The sequence below is a fragment of the Duncaniella muricolitica genome, from assembly GCF_910574735.1.
GTDB classification, from domain to species: domain Bacteria; phylum Bacteroidota; class Bacteroidia; order Bacteroidales; family Muribaculaceae; genus Duncaniella; species Duncaniella muricolitica.
Genome location: NZ_CAJTCF010000014.1, coordinates 1 through 16,348 on the forward strand (window position 1 = coordinate 1; position 16,348 = coordinate 16,348).

The following is a 16,348-nucleotide window of genomic DNA, read 5'->3' on the forward strand; positions in this document are numbered from 1 at the left end:
CATAGACTGAATATCAAAACGGAGAGCCGGATACGCTGGAAGGTGTACGTCCGGTTCGGAGGCGAGTATTTGGAAACCGGTCATGATTATATGACACGGCGCCGGGTGCTTAGCCTACACTACCACCACCGAGTCATCGACCACAGTGCCGATGACGAGTACGAGTGCAAACAGTGTGAGCATATTGAGTGTAAACCCTACCGCGTAAATGAAGGCAAATGTGCCGGTGAGTGATGCCATAATCGACAGGGCGGGGATGAGGGTGGCGCGCAGATCGTGTAGAAATAGATAGACTATCAGCACTACCAGTATCAAAGCTATGACAAGAGTCTCGATTACTTTGCCGATAGATGCGTCGAGAAAATCTTTGGTGCTTGATATGTCGGTCAGCACCATGCCGGGAGGCAGCTTGCCGCGTATATCCTCAAGGGTCTTGTCGATTTCGGTGATGACTTCGTTGGCGTTGGAGCCTGCTGTCTGGGCTATCATTGCGTTAGCTCCCGGATGGCCCGAGGTCTCGCTGAGCATTGCATAGTTGACCGATCCGAGTTCGACGGTTGCCACGTCTTTGAGCCGAAGAAGGTTGCCGTCGGGGAGGGCTTTGATTACCATGTTTTCGTAGTCGGTGGCTTCTTCATAGCGTCCTCGATATTTTAGAACGTATTGAAACGTGTTCATCGACTCGGCTCCGAGTGTGCCTGTCGGTGATTCGAGGTTCTGTTGGGCGAGCACCTGGTTGATATCGGCCGGAGTGAGTCCATACTGTGACATTTTTGCTGGATCAAGCCATATGCGCATGGCATATTCGGCACTGAATATGTTGACCTCGCCTACGCCTGCGATACGTGAGATCTGCGGCTCGATGTTGATTTTCATGTAGTTGGTGAGAAAACTCGCGTCGAATGAGTCGTCGGGACTATAGAGGGTGATGGATTTGAGCGTACTGTTCTGACGTTTGCGTACGGTGACACCGCTTTTGGTCACTTCGGCCGGGAGGAGTCCCTGGGCCGACGCCACACGGTTCTGAACATTCACCACCGCCATGTCGGCATCGGTCCCCTGCTTGAAATAGATGGTTATCGAGGCGGTGCCGGTATTGGTGGCTGTAGATGTCATATACATCATATCCTCAACTCCGTTGAGCGACTCCTCAAGCGGCACGATCACACTCTTGAGCACAGTCTCGGCATTGGCTCCCGTGTAGGATGCGGATACTCTTACTGTCGGAGGAGCGATGTTGGGGAATTGTTCGATAGGTAATTGCACCAGTCCGATTACTCCGAGGATTACTATGAGCACTGATATGACTCCGGCCAGAATAGGGCGGTCAATGAATGTCTTTACTGTCATCACACGTTATGTTTTTTGGAGCAAAATTACATGATTAAACCTTTTGGCAATACAGCCGTCTATCATATATTGGCCAACTGCTCTTGAGTGATGGCTAACGACTCAGAACTTTGTAGGACGCTAATTATAAAATATTTAACTTTGTATCCGCAATCAGTTGTCACAGGACGAATGAAGAATGTATCGCTATATATCGACCTCGCTTTCTGCATAATCGTATTGCCGGTCATGGCAATGATTTTCCCTATAGAGCGATGGTGTCACAACTTTCCCTGGTATATTTTTACCGTGGGCGTGTGGTTGTATGCGGTATATTTCTTCAACCGTTTTCTGACGGTCCCGGCATTGTTTCGCGGAGGGCGTCTCATGGCGTTTGGCATTGTTATGATACTGGTGTCGGCTGCGGGCACTTTCGCACTAGCCCAAGTCAGTCTCTACAATCCCAAGCCCAATATACATGACGTCGGCATCACAAGAGTGTTTCCCAACATTCAGCAATATCAGCAGGCCGTGTGGTCGCTATTCATGATAGTCGAGGCGTTCAGTTTTGCAGTCGGGCTGCTGACTCAGGCCAATCTTCAGAAAGCCAGGCGTCGTGCAGTGGAAGCGGAGCGCGAAAAGGCCGAGATAGCTCTCTACAAGGCTCAGATAAAGCCACACTTCATGTTTAATACACTCAACTCGCTCTACGGGCTGTTTCTAACTCATAATGAAAAGGCTCTGGAGTCGCTTGAGAAGTTTATATCCATGATGCGCTATGTCCACACCACTTCGCAGCGTGATCTTGTGCCGCTGTCCGACGAGGCCGATTACATCAGACAATATGTTGGTCTTCAGTCGCTACGGCTTAATGAAATGACCGAAGTGTCGCTCGACATTGATGTGGCCCATGACGACCTTAAAGTGCCGCCGATGCTTCTTGTGACTTTTGTCGAGAACTGTTTCAAACACGGAGTCTCGCCGGTGGAGAAGAGTGTCATCACCATCGTGTTGAGAGAGTGTGACGGACGGCTCGAATTTGCCACTCGCAACCGCATATTTCCCGTAAGGCGCATAGGCGAACATATGGGCATTGAGAATTGCCGTAGACGGCTCGAACTGTTGTATCCGTCAGCCCATAAGATAAACATAGATAATGACGGCACCTTTTATCAAGTAAAATTAAGCATAGAACTGACCAGATGATCAAGTGTGTAGCCATAGATGACGAGCCGATAGCTCTGAGCATAATCGAGGAATACTGCAAGCGTTATGGCGATGTCGAGCTTCGGTGTTTCACATCGCCCGTCTCGGGTATGGAATGTGTGCGTGCCACGCGGCCCGATATAGTGTTTCTGGACATAGAGATGAACTCTCACAATGGCATTGAGCTGGCCGCCGAGCTGCCTCAAGGCACATGTCTGATATTCACGACTGCATTTTCGCAATACGCACTCGACGGCTTTAATGTCGATGCTGTCGATTTTCTCCACAAGCCTATTTTCTATCCCCGGTTTGAACGGGCTATGGAGAAAGCCGGAAAATTTATCCGTCCTGCATGGCAGGACGATGACCCCGGCAGTCTGACTCTGAAAGCGGAGCACAAGACTGTAATAGTCGGTCTCAAAGACATAATACTAATCGAAGCGATGGACAATTACGTGAAGGTCTACCGTAAGGACATGCCGATGCTGATGTCACAGATTACGATGAAGGAGATGGAGTCAGTGTTGCCGTCCGACAGATTTGTGAGGGTACATCGCTCATATATAGTATCGACCGCCGCCATCGAGCGGTTTTCCAACCGCACCATCTATCTGCGCAATCATCCTCGCCCCATCCCCGTAGGGCGCAAATACATCCAGGCGTTCAATAATCTCAGTAATATTTTTCAACCCAAATAAACAAACAAAAACGATGAAAAAATTCATGACACTGATGCTCGTGGCAATCGCAGCATCTGTAAGTTCGGCCATGTATGCCGGCTCACCGATCAATCAGTCTGAACTTCCCAAGGCGGCTCAGGCCTTTATCTCCAAGTATTTTCCCAAGGACCAGGTGAAAAAGGCCGAGAAGGACAATGGCCGTCGCGGCACCGAGTATGAGGTAGATCTTGTGAGCGGAGCCGAGATTGACTTCATGTCGGACGGACAGTGGAAGGAAGTCAAGGCCGCCCGCGGCACGGCTGTACCCTCCGAAATTATTCCTTCGGCTATCGTGAAATATGTCGATACCAACTTTAAAGGCCAGACCATCGTGGAAATATCGCGCAAGCGTGGCGGATATGAAGTGGAGCTTTCAAACGGATCGGAGCTCAAACTCACTGAGGATGCCAAGCCTCTGCCAGCACGCAAGGACCGTCAGGGTGGTCGTCAGGGCGACCGTCCGAGCGGCAAGTGATAAGAAATAAATAACGGCAAAAGCCGCAAGAGAGACACACGTCTTTAGTCAGTCGAGGATTAAAGGCTTGTGTCTCTCTTGCGGCTTTTTCTTGAAAATTTCATGGCCTGGAAACAAAAATAAGTCATAGAATGTTTATAATTTTGTGGACTATTTATTGTGAAGTATGACATCGCGAGAGAAGGAGATTTATAAAGTGACATTGATAGGGACTGTTGTAAATGCCCTGCTTATAGTATTGAAACTTGTTGCCGGAATCATCGGACGCAGTTCGGCGATGGTTGCCGATGCCGTTCATTCGCTCAGCGACTTTGTCACTGATGCGATAGTGCTTATATTTGTCAGGATAGCCGGATTGCCTTCCGACAAAGGTCACGATTATGGTCATGGAAAATACGAGACACTTGCCACGCTGATTATAGGTTGTATACTTGCCATGGCCGGCATAGGCCTGTTGATAAGCGGCATAGAGCAGGTGGTGCGTAGTTTTAACGGCGAACTGCTTCCGCGTCCTCGCATGGTGGCTCTGATTGTAGCCGTTTTGTCGATAGCATCAAAGGAGTGGCTTTACCGTTATACGGTCAAGGTGGGTCGGGCCACAGAGTCGCAGGCTGTGATAGCCAATGCATGGCATCATCGCAGCGACGCCATTTCGTCGGGAGGCACTTTGGTCGGTATAGCCGGAGCAATGTTTCTCGGAGAGCAGTGGCGTATTCTCGACCCGTTGGCTGCGGTGATGGTGAGCATGTTTATTATCAAAAGCGGTTATGACATCATACGCCCTTCGGTGGGCGAATTGCTTGAGGCGTCGCTGCCCGATAGCCAGGAACGTGAAATCAGGACTCTTGTGATGTCGATTGACGGTATCAAAAACGTGCACAATCTCCGCACTCGCCGCATCGGTTGCACCATTGCGGCCGACATGCACGTCAAGATGGATGGCGACATGAGCCTGTCGGAAGCCCATGCTCTTGCATCGCGGGCTGAACGGGCCATAAAAAGCCAGTTTGGCGAAAATTCCATTGTCACAATCCACATGGAGCCAATTTCAGAGCCTCAGTCACAGATGTAGCTCCGCTAGGTCAAACGGATCTCTTTTGTGAGTGATACGATTACGGGATCATGGCATGAGTTTATGATACGGTCGGCAGTCTCAGTAGCCTCTTCGGGCATAATCTCATGGAATAATTTTGCCGCCCAATACATTGACTCTTCGCGAGTGTTCATGAGACTTCTGATCATATCCGTTTCGTTATTGGCTATGAGCCACGCGGCCGCATTGTGGATGTCGTTGCTGCTGTGCAACTCTTCTTTCTTATTGCCGGAGGTCAATGCCGCAAAATATGACAGGGATGAACAGTCAAACACTGTAAACGCTTCGTCTTTGCTGTGATAATACGAACGCTGTTCCCACCGTGAATAAAAGGCTTCTTCGCTAATCAGAGTGTATGTACCCTCGGTCCAGTCGGGGTATCGTTCAAAGAAATAGTAGGCCTCATCGGAATAAAATCCGCAATCCGGGTCAATATGATATTCCTCACGGGGGGAGGTCCTGACAGCCCGCAGTATACCTCCGTGATTACATTCTACAAGTATTGAGCCCGATTCACCTTGATATTCGACATAATATTCTCCTTCGTAATTCATTTTGTCGAGTCGGGTAAAAGCCTCGCGAAATGCCGATAGTTTCGTTTTGTTCATCGTCTTGTAATCGGTTTCGGCAATGATGTCGGCATAGATGCATCCAGGTCTGTGCTCCAGAGTGCACTTCGCCTTGATACCAAGGCTCTCCAGTAGAGATTTAAAAGCTGTCAGGCGTCGTGACGCATCGGCTGCTATATCGGAAGGTTCAAACCATACTTTTGCACGTCCCTCAAATATTCGGTCAGCCGGGCGCAAACCATATTGGGCATTGGACTCATAATTATAGACCCAATAATACTTTTCCCGCAGTCCCCAGTCGGCGGGACGCACTGTTTCCCCGGGCATGAAAGATCTGAGAAATCTTACCCACCATCTCCGCCACCTTGCCGTATACCACGAAATGCCACCTATAATACCGGCTGATGTAAGCATGATTATACCCTGTAGATTACCCTCTGTGATGACTTGACAGATTGAATATCCAGCCAGCATCACAATATAAGCAATGCAGACAGTCACGATTATAGCAGTGCCTATTTTTTTCAGTATCGTAATCCGATTCATCCTGTCAGGTCTTCTTGTGTTTGAACTTGATGGTTTTCTTTGCATTGCGTTTGGGATATTTGACCTTGATTGTTATGGAATCGTCATAGCCCTCTGCCTCTATGCGGAGTGTCGCTTCTTTAAGAGGATTGCCGTCTTCATCTTGTAAGCCGCTTTGGTAATCCCAATAAATGCGACATGGGTGTTTTTCGTCAAAGTATTCAGGTGAAATATATTCCGAGTATTCATCTCCATCTTCGTCAATCCATATACGCTCGATATAAAGGTCTTCAGGGACAATTACGTTGCCTTTTCCATCATTTACATCAAGATTAAGATAGTGATTTTCTTTGCGAACTGGCATAGCCCCGACAAATACTACTTCACCCTGTAATGCTGATCGATCTTCAGTCAATACGATTTGAACTGTATCTGAGGGAGATTTTACGCAGATTGTTTCAGGAAAATAGCCAATAAATGAAATCCGTATCGAATCACCCTTGCAAGCTTCTATCTCAAATTTACCATCAATATCTGTTGCCGTACCTTTGCCGCTTGTAAGGTTTACTACTGTCGCACCAATTAGCTTTTCTGTAACGATTGAGTCGCTATCAGTCGTGTATTTAACCGTTCCTTTGACTTTTAAGGAATCGCTACGAGTCACGACAGTGCTATCACCCGGCAAGGCCTTAATATCTTTCAGTGTCTGTGCTCCGGAAGTCATCGGCATGAGCATGGCGAGGGATGCCGCCGAGATCCCGGCGAGGGCAATGGCTTTTCCGGCGAGAGAGCGGTCGCGTAGCTGCTGCTCAAGGTAGCGCACCTCGGACTCGCATTTGGGGCATGTGCCGAGGCAGTCGCCCTTATAGCGACACTCCGACGTGGCAAACTCGATGCCGTTAGCCTCGGCTATCTGCCGACGTATCTCTTTCAATATTTTGCAGGTCTGCTTTCCTCGTGCCATAGTGTCAGTGTTTTTGTGGATTGTCAAAAAGAAAATCGTCAACGTGCGAGCGGATATACGCCATCTGAATCTCTGCAATATTTTCGCCGTATTCATCCAGCGAATAAATGGCATCATCCGCACTCTCAAAATCAAGACTAGACTCGTTGATTATATCGACACGTTGCTCCAAGTTATATGCGGGTCTGTTAATCCCATCAAACTCAGAGCCCGCACTCTTGAGAATGTCAGCATATTTATTGGCACCTATAGCCTTGAGCCCCTCGATGGCATCAAGATACAACATGCCCACCGAGTCCGTAAAATAACCATAGTGGCCATCACCATACACTTCAGAGATATATAGGTTTACCGCGAGAATATGGCGTTGCGCGGTACTGAACTGCGATATGTCTTTAAGATAGTCATCATGACTACCCGATATATTCACATAAGGTCTTATGGGATCAATCACATGCTCCGGGGTTGTATCAGCCGTATTGATGAGTTGGACGGTCACATCATAACGGCACACGTCAATATCTCCGGATTGTTCAAGTATAACTTTTCCCAGAGTATTCTGAGCATCATTCAGACGTATATAACGTGTGAGTAAAAAGCCTTTAATCACAATCGTCACAATAAGTAAAATCCAGAAATAGATTGTGAATTTAGGACTGAAATATACCATGCCGACCCATAGTAAACAAAGGATAAACAATGAACCCACAGTGCGAAACCGCATGGCAAATGGGTTGAAAAAATCTTTTATGACTTTCCCATTGGAAATTGGAGTGACATTGTACTTCACTCCTTCAAACGTAGGACTTGGTTTGTTGTCCGGTTTGGAGAATAGGTGCATTAATCCACGATATATGCCGAATATCATCCATGCAGCGAAACCGGCAAAAACTATCTTTGTCGCCTCGCTATCCTTTCCCGAAGTGATGAAAATGAGAATGACAGTAATTATAGCCAGAATTGAGCATAAGATAGTTCCAATTATGTAAGTCGGTTTCTTGTTCATAGTCAGTGTTTGCGGATTTGGTAGGTGAATAAATCAAATCGGGTAAAGCCGAGGGCTTCAAGCGCAGAGCGGCTGTTCTCTCGGTCGGCATCGGTGTTGTAGCCGGGGATCAGCGGTATGCGGACGATGCAATCGATTTGCCGTCCGGCTTCTGCTATCAGGCGGAGATTTTCGAGTACAAGAGCGTTGCTCTGACCCGTGTAGTCGCGGTAAATGTCGGGGTTCATGTCCTTGATGTCGATAATCAGGGTGTTGACCACCGGGAGCAATGCCTCGATGTTGGCGGTCGGCACGTTGAGCGACGTTTCCAAGTTGATGCGCCACTCCGGACCGCACAACTCGCGGAACTCACTGATAAACTGCGGGCGCAGGCAAGGCTCTCCACCACCAAAAGTGATGCCTCCGTTTGTCGCTATGAAATAAAGCTCGTCAATGCGTGTCTCGGCATACAGCTTCTCCGGCGAATACTCGCGGAAACGCTCGGCATCGCCGAGCGACTGCGGGTTTAGGCAATAGCGGCAACGTAGCGGACAGCCATGAAAAGCCACAAGCGTTGTGACACCATCGCCGTCGGTCGAGAGACGATGTCGCGCAATACCTATTATCTTGGCTCGCGTAGTGTCCATGAAAGTCGTGAATTAATGTGTTGGCATGGTTGTACGCAAATATAATCAATTCAGGCGATTAATCCAAATGGCAGTCAAGTAAAATGTGATAAAATGATGTGTATTGGCGAAAAAATCGGAGATATAGGACAATATAAAACCATATCGGGCTATAATTTGTTAATATACAAATGAATGAGACGTGACAAATCTCAAAATGAAAAAGTTATGAAAAAGATTATTCTTATTTTGATGGCGGTGTTGGGACTCTCGGCTACCGCAATGGCTCGCGACACGTATGCTCATGATGCATCTGTGCTCCCTCAGTCGGCGCAGACAATGTTGTCATCCAATTTCAAGGCCAAAGTGAGTGTGGTAAAGATTGACAAGACTCTTGGCAGGATAGATGACTATGAGGTGATTTTGACTGACGGCACAGAAATCTCTTTTGACCGTAACGGCAATTGGGATAATGTGGAGACATCAAATGCCAAATCTGTACCCGCCGGCCTTGTACCGGAGATTATCCGTAGTTATGTGTCCCGAAATCATTCCGGGGTGCATATCGTTGGTATTGACAAGGAACATCATGGATATGATGTAGAATTGTCGGACGGCATTGATATGAAATTTGACAAAGACGGTCGTTTTTTACGTTACGACGATTAGTCAGATGTAGAGCATAAACAATAAAAACGAGGGCCATGTCGCAGATTTAACCGACATGGCCCTCGTTTTTATTGTTTATGCTCTCTGCTAACCATGGTTTACCAGCCTTCATTTTGGGTGAGGTTGGTGTTGCGTTCCATTTCGACGAGCGGAATCGGCCACATCTCGTGGCGAGGCTGGTAGGTGCGGGTATACATCAGGTCACCGAATATGTCGGTCGCATTTTTGACGGTCGACTCAAGCAGGCCCCAACGACGCAGATCCCAGTAGCGTTGACCCTCGCCTGCAAGCTCGAATGCACGTTCGCGCTGTATTCTCACCGCCATTTCCTCTTTGCTGCCGACAGCCAGCCATTCCGGGCCGGAATTAAGTCCTGGCATATTTACGCGGGCTCGTATTTTGTTGACTTCGGCTACGGCCTTGTCGGTGTCGCCGTTCTCGTTATAGGCCTCGGCCAGCATGAGGATTACATCGCCCAGACGTATTAGCGGAAATTCGTAGGGTGTGCGGTTATACTCTCCCCAATAGCCGTCGAGATTGCCTGTCGGTATCCATTTGCGCCAGAAGTAAGAGTTCCAGCCTTCGGAATTGCGTATGAATGCCATCGCTTCCATCGGAGCTCCTCCCTGTGAGGCATCGGCAAGCACAAATTGTTTATCCATAGGGTTGGAGCCGGCATCGGTGCCGAGATAGTGAGAGTAGGGGGTAATGACATTGAGACACAGACGCGGGTCGCGCAGACGGTAAGCGTCCATTACCAGAGAGGTGTCGCAGTCGAGAGTCGATGTGACCCTGGTGCTACCCTGGTCGATGGCCACGCTCATGTATTTGCGCCGCAACTGTGAGTCACCGTCGTTGAATCCGGGGAAGAGCTCGTCCCAGTCAAAAGGCGATCCGTCAAGCCGTTCATACATGTCTACGAGAGTGGTGGATGGCACTATACAGTTGCTTGCGATGAGGCGCATGGTGGATTTGTTGCCGAAATACGACACGATGTCAAGCGCGTAGCCGGCTGTGTTGCCGTCGATTGACTGTATGGAAAATATCATCTCCGGACTGTGGTTGCCGTTATAGAGACGAAACAGCTCGTTATAGTCGGGATGGAGCGCGTAGCCGTAATTAGCGGTCTTGTTATAGACTATCTCCTCAAAATCTTCGATAGCCTTGTCCCATTGGCGGTCATAAAGGTATACCTTGCCGCGCAGGGCGTAGGCCGCTCCTTTGGTGGCGCGTCCGAGGTCGGCTGCGTCCCAACTGACGGGGAGGGCGGCGATGGCGTCGGTCAGGTCGTCGATGATGTGGGCGCGTATTTCGTCGGGAGTGCTGCGGGGTGCATTGAGGGTGGCAAACTGCTCGTTGATGTCGCAGGTCTCGTCATAATAGGGCACTCCGCCCCAGCAGTTGAGCATGCGGAAATAGGCCATGGCGCGGAGAAATTTGGCCTCGCCTGTCACTCGGTCGATGGTCTCGGCACTGATGGGCATTGTAGAGACATTGCGTATGACTGTGTTACAGCGGTGTACGAGTTCGTAGAGATATTGCCAGTGGTTCTGCACGCCGCTGCTGTTGGATGCGAAAGTGGAACCTCGCGAGATGTCGGCCCAGGGACTTGTGCCGTCGGCTATGTCGCTGCACATGTCGAATGTAAATTCCAGTCCGAAACACCAGCTTGATTTCATAGCGGCATACATGCCCACAGCAGCCTGTCGGGCATGGTCTTCGGTCTGCCAGAATGTCTGGCCCGACATCTGGTCGCCGGGTGTATAGTCGAGGCTTTCGCAGCCACCGAGCATCAGCGCACATGCGGCAAAGAGGGTGGCGTATATTTTAGCTGTCTTGTTCATTTTATTGTCGGGTTTAGAAAGAAACGTTAATGCCTACGGAATATTGGCGTATGGCCGGATAGCCGACCGTTGCTCCGATCTCAGGGTCGAGTCCTGGAAATTTTGTTATGGTGAAAAGATTGTCGATGCTGCCGTAGATTTTAAGATTTTCCACAAAGAACCGGCGGGAGATGTCGCTTGGCACAGTGTAGCCGAGCTGTATGTTTTTGCATCTCAGATAGGCGGCGTTGTGTATGAAGGCATCGCTGGCGATGTTGTTCTGGCTATTGGAACTGTTGCGGAGTATGGGATATTTCGAGTCGTAAGGATTGTCAAGAGTCCATGCGTTATCGGTGATGTCCTTAATCAGAGACTGGCCCATTACGGTAACGAAGCGGAAGGCCTGGTTGTTATAGTAGACCTGGTGGTTGCCGACACCCTGGAAGAGCATGCTGAAATCGAAGTTGTTCCAACTCAGGCCGATGTTGGCACCGAATGTGAGACGTGGCAATGTGCCGTGGCCGATCTCCACACGGTCGTTTGTGTCGAGGCGTCCGTCGCCGTTGGCATCACGGTAGAGGAAGTCGCCGAGGCCGGGCCGCTGGTAGGTGGCGAAGTAGTCGGGATTTTTGTCGACAAGTGACTGCACGTAATCGAGGTCGGCCTGGTCGCGTACTATACGGTCGACTGTTATGACGTAGAGCTGATTGATGGGTTTCCCTTCCTGTGTTTTGTAGACGCCGTTGATTGAAGAGACGTCGCCTTGAAATTTTGTCACTTTGTTGTTGACAAAACCCATATTAAAGCCTATGTCATATCTTACTTTGCCTATGCGGTCGTTCCAGTGGATGTCAAATTCAAATCCCTTGTTGTTGACCTCGCCGGCGTTCTGGTTGGGGACCGTGCTTGTGCCGTGCTCCAGAGGGGCTGGCAGAGAGATGAGTATGCCTTTGGTGTTTTTGTTATAGATGTCGATTGAGCCGTTGAGCCGGCTGTTGAAGAAGGCATAGTCGATGCCGATATTAGTCATATAGGTCTTCTCCCAGGTAAGGTCCTTGTTGGCAAGAACTGTCTGGGCCATGCCGCCGGCAATGTTGCCGTTGAGTATGTAGTTGGCTGTTGTGAAGAGTGTCTGATACATGTAATAGCTTGTTGTCGCGTTATTGCCCAGCGAGCCGTATGATGCGCGTAGCTTCAGATTGTCGAGCCAGGCAGCCGCGTCCAGGAAATGCTCTTCCGAGATTCGCCATCCGGCCGAGACCGAGGGAAAGTAGCCCCAGCGGTGTTCGGGCGCGAATTTTGACGAACCGTCGGCGCGCAGATTGGCCTCGAGGAGATATTTGTCATCCCAGTTGAGATTGATGCGGCCGAAATAGGACCGCATGGCCCATTCATTATAGTTGCCTGTGATGCTCCCGTTGGTCATGCCGGCGTCGATAGCTCCGAGAGAGGGGTCGACGAGGTCATATTTGATGTAATAGTCCTGGTCATATTTATTATATTCCTGGCTCATGCCGGCAAAGATGCTTGTCTCGAGTTTTCCGATAGTGAAATCATATTTGGCGGTCAGCTCGGATGAACGGAAGCTGTTTTTGTAATTGTAGCGGCGGATGTAGGTGCGCACCACGCCTTCTCTTATCAGCACGGGACCTTCGGTGGTAAAGCGGAAGAGATCACGGTCGGTGAGATGGTGCTCTATGTTGCGTTCCCAATAGTTCATCGAGAAGGCTCCCTGTATGGTCAGACCTTTGACGGGTTTGAGGCGTGCATATATCTTTCCGACCATACGCTTGGTCTTGGTAGGATATTTGTCGTCATAGAACCATTGGCGACGGTAGGGGTTGGCATTGCTGACATTCTCCTCTTCAGGATTCTGAATGCCGCCGTAGAGGCCTGTGGCCGGGTCGTAGAGAGTCATGCCAGGCACGGTATTGAACGCTCCGTAACCGAATATCACGTCACCGCCGGCGGCTGCATTCTCGGCTGAAGGATTGTTGGTGTCATAGTAGCCAAACAGGTTGGTGCCAACAGTAATCCACGGCTTGATGTTGATGTCGAGATTGGTGCGTAGCTGATAACGCCGGTAGTCGGTGTTGTAGACCATGCCCGGATTGTTGATGTAGCCCAGCGAGATGTTGTATTGGGCCATCTGAGAGCCACCGCTTATGGCGAGGTTGTGATTCTGTACCACCGAAGGGTTGCGATATATGTGGTCTTGCCAGTCAGTGTTGGGATAGACGGTCGGATTGCGTCCGGCGTCATTGCGCCACTCGTCGATTTTGCCCTGCGAGAAGCGCGGAGCCTGACCGTTGGCGATGAGACCGGCGTTATGAATCTCCATGAAATCGGCATAGTCGGTCACAAGATTAAGGCGTTTGGCTACGGTCTCGAATGAAACGTTGCCGCTGTAAGTCACTCTCGGTGCACGTTCGGCCCCCTGGCGTGTAGTGACGAGTATGACACCGTTGGCTGCCCGTGAGCCGTAAATCGCAGCAGAGGCGGCATCCTTGAGCACGGAGATGTTTTCGATATCCTGCGGATTGATGTCGCTGAGTGCGATGCCTGTCATGCCGTCGACCACTACGAGCGGAGCGGCATTGTTGAGAGTGCCGAGACCTCTCACGGTGATGCTTTGCGACTCATAGCCCGGAGTGTTGCCGCCCGAGTTGGTCACCGTGAGTCCGGCTGCAAGTCCGGCGAGGGCGTTGGTGGCGTTGGTGACGGGACGGTCGGCAAGAGCCGACGCGCTGATTGAGGCTACCGAGCCGGTGAGGTCGGCTTTGCGTTGGGTGGCATAGCCCACGACCACGACTTCGTCAAGATTTGCAGTGACGGGCCGGAGTGTGACCGTGAGGTCGGAGGCGTTTTCGGCCGTAACGTTGATTACTGACGGGAGCGAGCCTACGGATGTAATCCTCAGTTTGCAGGGGATATTTATGCCGGAGATTGAGAAGTGGCCGTCAAGATCGGTCACAGTCATGTTTTTACGTTTGCCGGCTTGTGCTACTGTCGCTCCGATTACAGGTTCGCCACTTTCGTCAATGACGGTGCCTGTCGCGATGAAACTTTGGTTTGTAGATAACTGTACACCGACAGAGTCAGCCGGGGTCTGAGCCATCACGGCCGATGTAGTCAGGCAGAGCAGGGTGAATACGGTGTGTGATATTTTCATCAGATCAATGATTATTTTTCACACAAATTTATCATCATTTACCAATGCTTCAAAATGAGTGTAAACAGACAGCGTAAATCTGACAATGAACGCGGGACGGCCTGTGAGAGTGCCGTCCCGCGCGGGGCTACGAATATACTAATAAAGCAGGTTAAAGTGTCAGTCGGTTTGTATGACGAGATAATTTGTCAGACTCCAGAATTTTTCCGGGTCTAATATCACTAATATCTTTTTATTGTTTTCTTTTCGGATCGCATAGGAGTCCTCGGGATGATTGGTGTGTACGCGGGCTTTGTCGGAATTAAGCTCGATGGTGTGCATGTTGCGTTTGTCGCCTATCACGAAAAAGCCTTTGTCAAAGTCACCTTTGAGGAGCTTGGATTTGCGCAGAAAACCGGTCTCGAGTATCTGATGTTTCTTGAGCTCCGATTTGGATGTCACTATATAATAACAGGTGTTGAGCTCGTCCTCAAGCCGTATCGATGCGGCATTGGCCATGTCAAGATTGTCGTTTATAGTTGCCACGGTCGTGTTGAGCGAGTCGACAGCATTATTAAGCGAATCTATTCGGGCATTGGCCATGGTCAGTTGGCCGCGCAGATTCTCGATTTCGCGTGTCTGGGTGTCTATCTGGTTATAGAGCACTTTGACTGTGCTTTTGAGCTCATCGGTGTAGAGCGAAGATTCCTCGAGCCGGGTCTCGAGCTGCGCCAATTGTTCGCGACGCTGCTTTAGCGTGCGCTTGAGCGACGAGATGTCAGAGAGTATGCGTGTGCGCTGCGACGGGTTTTCCTTGGCGTGTGTGCCGGAGACTGTCATGATGTTCTCAAGATGTCTTATCTGATCCATGCTGACTGAAATCTCTTTGACAAGACACAGCAACTGGTCGCGCTCTTCGAGGGCTGTGGCAAGCTCCTGACGGGACGCCTCCATGAGCGATATCTGCTCGGTAGGGTCCTGCTTACCGGTGCAAGCCGAGAATAGTGCTGAAAGCGTGATGATGGTGACAATCAGATGTTTCATGGAGTCGGTTAAAAAACACAATGCAAATATAACATTTTTTATCGAGATTCGCACCATTTGTAAATGGAAGATGCAAATGTGTAAATGAACGTCATAGTCATGGCTTGTGGGAATTGATTGAGAGTGCTAACTTTGCAATATGAAATCCATCGAAAACAAGACATCACTTATTCTGGACCTGTTTTTCTGTCTGGTGTTTATGCCCATACTTGTCATTTTGGGCCCTGCGCACCACTGGCTGACACAGTGGCCTCTCTTCTTTATTCTTACGTGTGTCTATATGTATGGATGTTATTTCACGTTGCTGCATATCAATATCCCGAAGCTGCTGATTGACCGTCGTTATAAGAGAATAGGGGGGATAATCGCTGTGCTGGTGGCTTTGAACTATGTACTTTCGCTATACCCTCTACCCGACATGGATTTTGTCACTCCGGCATTGAGTGAATATCAGACGAAAGTGCGTAATTTTGGAGTCTCGGTCTCGCTCTGGCTGATGTTCTCGCTGGTGATGGGCTATTCGCTTTCCATAACTTTTGTAAAGGAGCTTTATGAACAGTTGTTGCTAAGACGTAAGATAGAGGCTCAGCGCGATAAGGCCGAACTGGCGGTGTTTAAGGCTCAGATAAGCCCTCATTTCCTGTTTAATACGCTCAATTCGTTGTATAGTCTGGTTATCGGGACTTCGGAAAAGGCCGAGGATGCGTTCATAAAGTTTACAGAGATACTTAAATATACCTATGTGACTATCGAAAAAGAGACTGTGCCGCTGGGCGATGAGGCTGCATATATACAGAATTATATCGACCTGCAGGCGATACGTCTCAACGGTCATACTCATGTAGAGTGGGTGTATGACGTTGATAACGGAGGGGTGATGGTGCCTCCGATGCTTATGCTTACATTTGTTGAGAATGCGTTCAAGTATGGAGCGTCGACAAGTAAGGACTGCCATATCTATATACGTCTCAGCCTGCATGACGGCAATCTTGAGTTTGAGACCCGCAACAGTATCATGAAGCATGCCGACGAGTTTCGTAAGGATATGCCCGTGGGCATAGAGAACTGTCGAGCGCGACTGGGCGGTCTGTTTCCTCAGCGTCACTCGCTCACGACGATAGAGGAGGACGGGATGTTTAGAGTGGTCTTAAACATCCGGCTTAACTGAAA

13 protein-coding genes and 1 pseudogene are annotated in these 16,348 nt (G+C 49.5%); 6 read left to right on the plus strand and 8 right to left on the minus strand.

Annotation, left to right across the window (positions count from 1 at the left end):
* Positions 1-117 precede the first annotated feature (117 nt).
* Positions 118-1,350, minus strand: a pseudogene (locus QGT73_RS04465) (efflux RND transporter permease subunit); the annotation flags it as partial.
* A gap of 171 nt (positions 1,351-1,521) precedes the next feature.
* On the opposite strand from QGT73_RS04465, the gene QGT73_RS04470 reads away from it, so the two are divergent.
* The 4 genes from QGT73_RS04470 (at position 1,522) to QGT73_RS04485 (ending at position 4,801) form a co-directional block, all read left to right on the plus strand.
* Positions 1,522-2,535, plus strand: a complete 1,014-nt coding sequence (locus tag QGT73_RS04470) for a sensor histidine kinase (RefSeq protein ID WP_280121601.1) — start codon at positions 1,522-1,524, stop codon at positions 2,533-2,535.
* Positions 2,532-3,233, plus strand: coding sequence for a LytR/AlgR family response regulator transcription factor (locus QGT73_RS04475; protein WP_280121602.1), 702 nt, complete (start codon positions 2,532-2,534; stop codon positions 3,231-3,233). Before QGT73_RS04470 ends, QGT73_RS04475 begins: the two co-directional genes overlap by 4 nt.
* A gap of 13 nt (positions 3,234-3,246) precedes the next feature.
* A complete protein-coding gene (locus QGT73_RS04480) occupies positions 3,247-3,729 on the plus strand; it encodes a PepSY-like domain-containing protein (RefSeq protein WP_280121603.1) in 483 nt (160 codons plus the stop codon).
* Between the two features lie 166 nt (positions 3,730-3,895).
* Positions 3,896-4,801, plus strand: coding sequence for a cation diffusion facilitator family transporter (locus tag QGT73_RS04485; protein ID WP_280121604.1), 906 nt, complete (start codon positions 3,896-3,898; stop codon positions 4,799-4,801).
* 5 nt (positions 4,802-4,806) lie between these two features.
* Here the strand turns inward: QGT73_RS04485 and QGT73_RS04490 are convergent, their stop codons facing one another.
* The 4 genes from QGT73_RS04490 to QGT73_RS04505 all read right to left on the minus strand — a co-directional run bounded on the left by QGT73_RS04490 (position 4,807) and on the right by QGT73_RS04505 (position 8,512).
* Positions 4,807-5,805, minus strand: a complete 999-nt coding sequence (locus QGT73_RS04490) for a hypothetical protein (RefSeq protein WP_280121605.1) — start codon at positions 5,803-5,805, stop codon at positions 4,807-4,809.
* A 136-nt stretch (positions 5,806-5,941) separates the two neighbouring features.
* A complete protein-coding gene (locus QGT73_RS04495) occupies positions 5,942-6,880 on the minus strand; it encodes a carboxypeptidase-like regulatory domain-containing protein (protein WP_280121606.1) in 939 nt (312 codons plus the stop codon).
* Between the two features lie 4 nt (positions 6,881-6,884).
* Positions 6,885-7,886 (minus strand): DMP19 family protein, encoded by a 1,002-nt coding sequence (locus QGT73_RS04500; RefSeq protein ID WP_280121607.1) that lies wholly within the window; start codon positions 7,884-7,886, stop codon positions 6,885-6,887.
* A gap of 2 nt (positions 7,887-7,888) precedes the next feature.
* Complete coding sequence (locus QGT73_RS04505; RefSeq protein WP_280121608.1) at positions 7,889-8,512, minus strand: radical SAM protein; 624 nt, start codon at positions 8,510-8,512, stop codon at positions 7,889-7,891.
* 207 nt (positions 8,513-8,719) lie between these two features.
* Between QGT73_RS04505 and QGT73_RS04510 the strand changes: the two genes are divergently transcribed.
* On the plus strand, positions 8,720-9,160 hold the full coding sequence (locus QGT73_RS04510; RefSeq protein WP_280121609.1) for a PepSY-like domain-containing protein: 441 nt from the start codon (positions 8,720-8,722) through the stop codon (positions 9,158-9,160).
* A 98-nt stretch (positions 9,161-9,258) separates the two neighbouring features.
* Here QGT73_RS04510 and QGT73_RS04515 read toward each other — a convergent pair whose 3' ends face one another.
* The 3 genes from QGT73_RS04515 to QGT73_RS04525 form a co-directional block, all read right to left on the minus strand.
* The gene (locus QGT73_RS04515; RefSeq protein WP_280121610.1) at positions 9,259-11,004 is read right to left on the minus strand and encodes a RagB/SusD family nutrient uptake outer membrane protein; all 1,746 of its coding nucleotides are present in this window, start codon (positions 11,002-11,004) and stop codon (positions 9,259-9,261) included.
* A gap of 13 nt (positions 11,005-11,017) precedes the next feature.
* Entirely contained in the window at positions 11,018-14,155 is a 3,138-nt protein-coding gene (locus QGT73_RS04520) for a SusC/RagA family TonB-linked outer membrane protein (RefSeq protein WP_280121611.1), read from the minus strand.
* A gap of 159 nt (positions 14,156-14,314) precedes the next feature.
* Positions 14,315-15,178: a Cbp1 family collagen-binding glycoprotein adhesin gene (locus tag QGT73_RS04525; protein WP_280121612.1), complete on the minus strand. Its 864-nt coding sequence runs from the start codon at positions 15,176-15,178 to the stop codon at positions 14,315-14,317.
* 139 nt (positions 15,179-15,317) lie between these two features.
* Between QGT73_RS04525 and QGT73_RS04530 the strand changes: the two genes are divergently transcribed.
* Positions 15,318-16,346, plus strand: coding sequence for a sensor histidine kinase (locus QGT73_RS04530; RefSeq protein WP_280121613.1), 1,029 nt, complete (start codon positions 15,318-15,320; stop codon positions 16,344-16,346).
* Positions 16,347-16,348 lie beyond the last annotated feature (2 nt).

Coding starts and splice junctions, on each gene's coding strand:
- QGT73_RS04470 (WP_280121601.1), top strand. CDS start 1,522: ATGAAGAATGTATCGCTATATATCGACCTCGCTTTCTGCATAATCGTA.
- QGT73_RS04475 (WP_280121602.1), top strand. CDS start 2,532: ATGATCAAGTGTGTAGCCATAGATGACGAGCCGATAGCTCTGAGCATA.
- QGT73_RS04480 (WP_280121603.1), top strand. CDS start 3,247: ATGAAAAAATTCATGACACTGATGCTCGTGGCAATCGCAGCATCTGTA.
- QGT73_RS04485 (WP_280121604.1), top strand. CDS start 3,896: ATGACATCGCGAGAGAAGGAGATTTATAAAGTGACATTGATAGGGACT.
- QGT73_RS04490 (WP_280121605.1), bottom strand. CDS start 5,805: ATGCTTACATCAGCCGGTATTATAGGTGGCATTTCGTGGTATACGGCA.
- QGT73_RS04495 (WP_280121606.1), bottom strand. CDS start 6,880: ATGGCACGAGGAAAGCAGACCTGCAAAATATTGAAAGAGATACGTCGG.
- QGT73_RS04500 (WP_280121607.1), bottom strand. CDS start 7,886: ATGAACAAGAAACCGACTTACATAATTGGAACTATCTTATGCTCAATT.
- QGT73_RS04505 (WP_280121608.1), bottom strand. CDS start 8,512: ATGGACACTACGCGAGCCAAGATAATAGGTATTGCGCGACATCGTCTC.
- QGT73_RS04510 (WP_280121609.1), top strand. CDS start 8,720: ATGAAAAAGATTATTCTTATTTTGATGGCGGTGTTGGGACTCTCGGCT.
- QGT73_RS04515 (WP_280121610.1), bottom strand. CDS start 11,004: ATGAACAAGACAGCTAAAATATACGCCACCCTCTTTGCCGCATGTGCG.
- QGT73_RS04520 (WP_280121611.1), bottom strand. CDS start 14,155: ATGAAAATATCACACACCGTATTCACCCTGCTCTGCCTGACTACATCG.
- QGT73_RS04525 (WP_280121612.1), bottom strand. CDS start 15,178: ATGAAACATCTGATTGTCACCATCATCACGCTTTCAGCACTATTCTCG.
- QGT73_RS04530 (WP_280121613.1), top strand. CDS start 15,318: ATGAAATCCATCGAAAACAAGACATCACTTATTCTGGACCTGTTTTTC.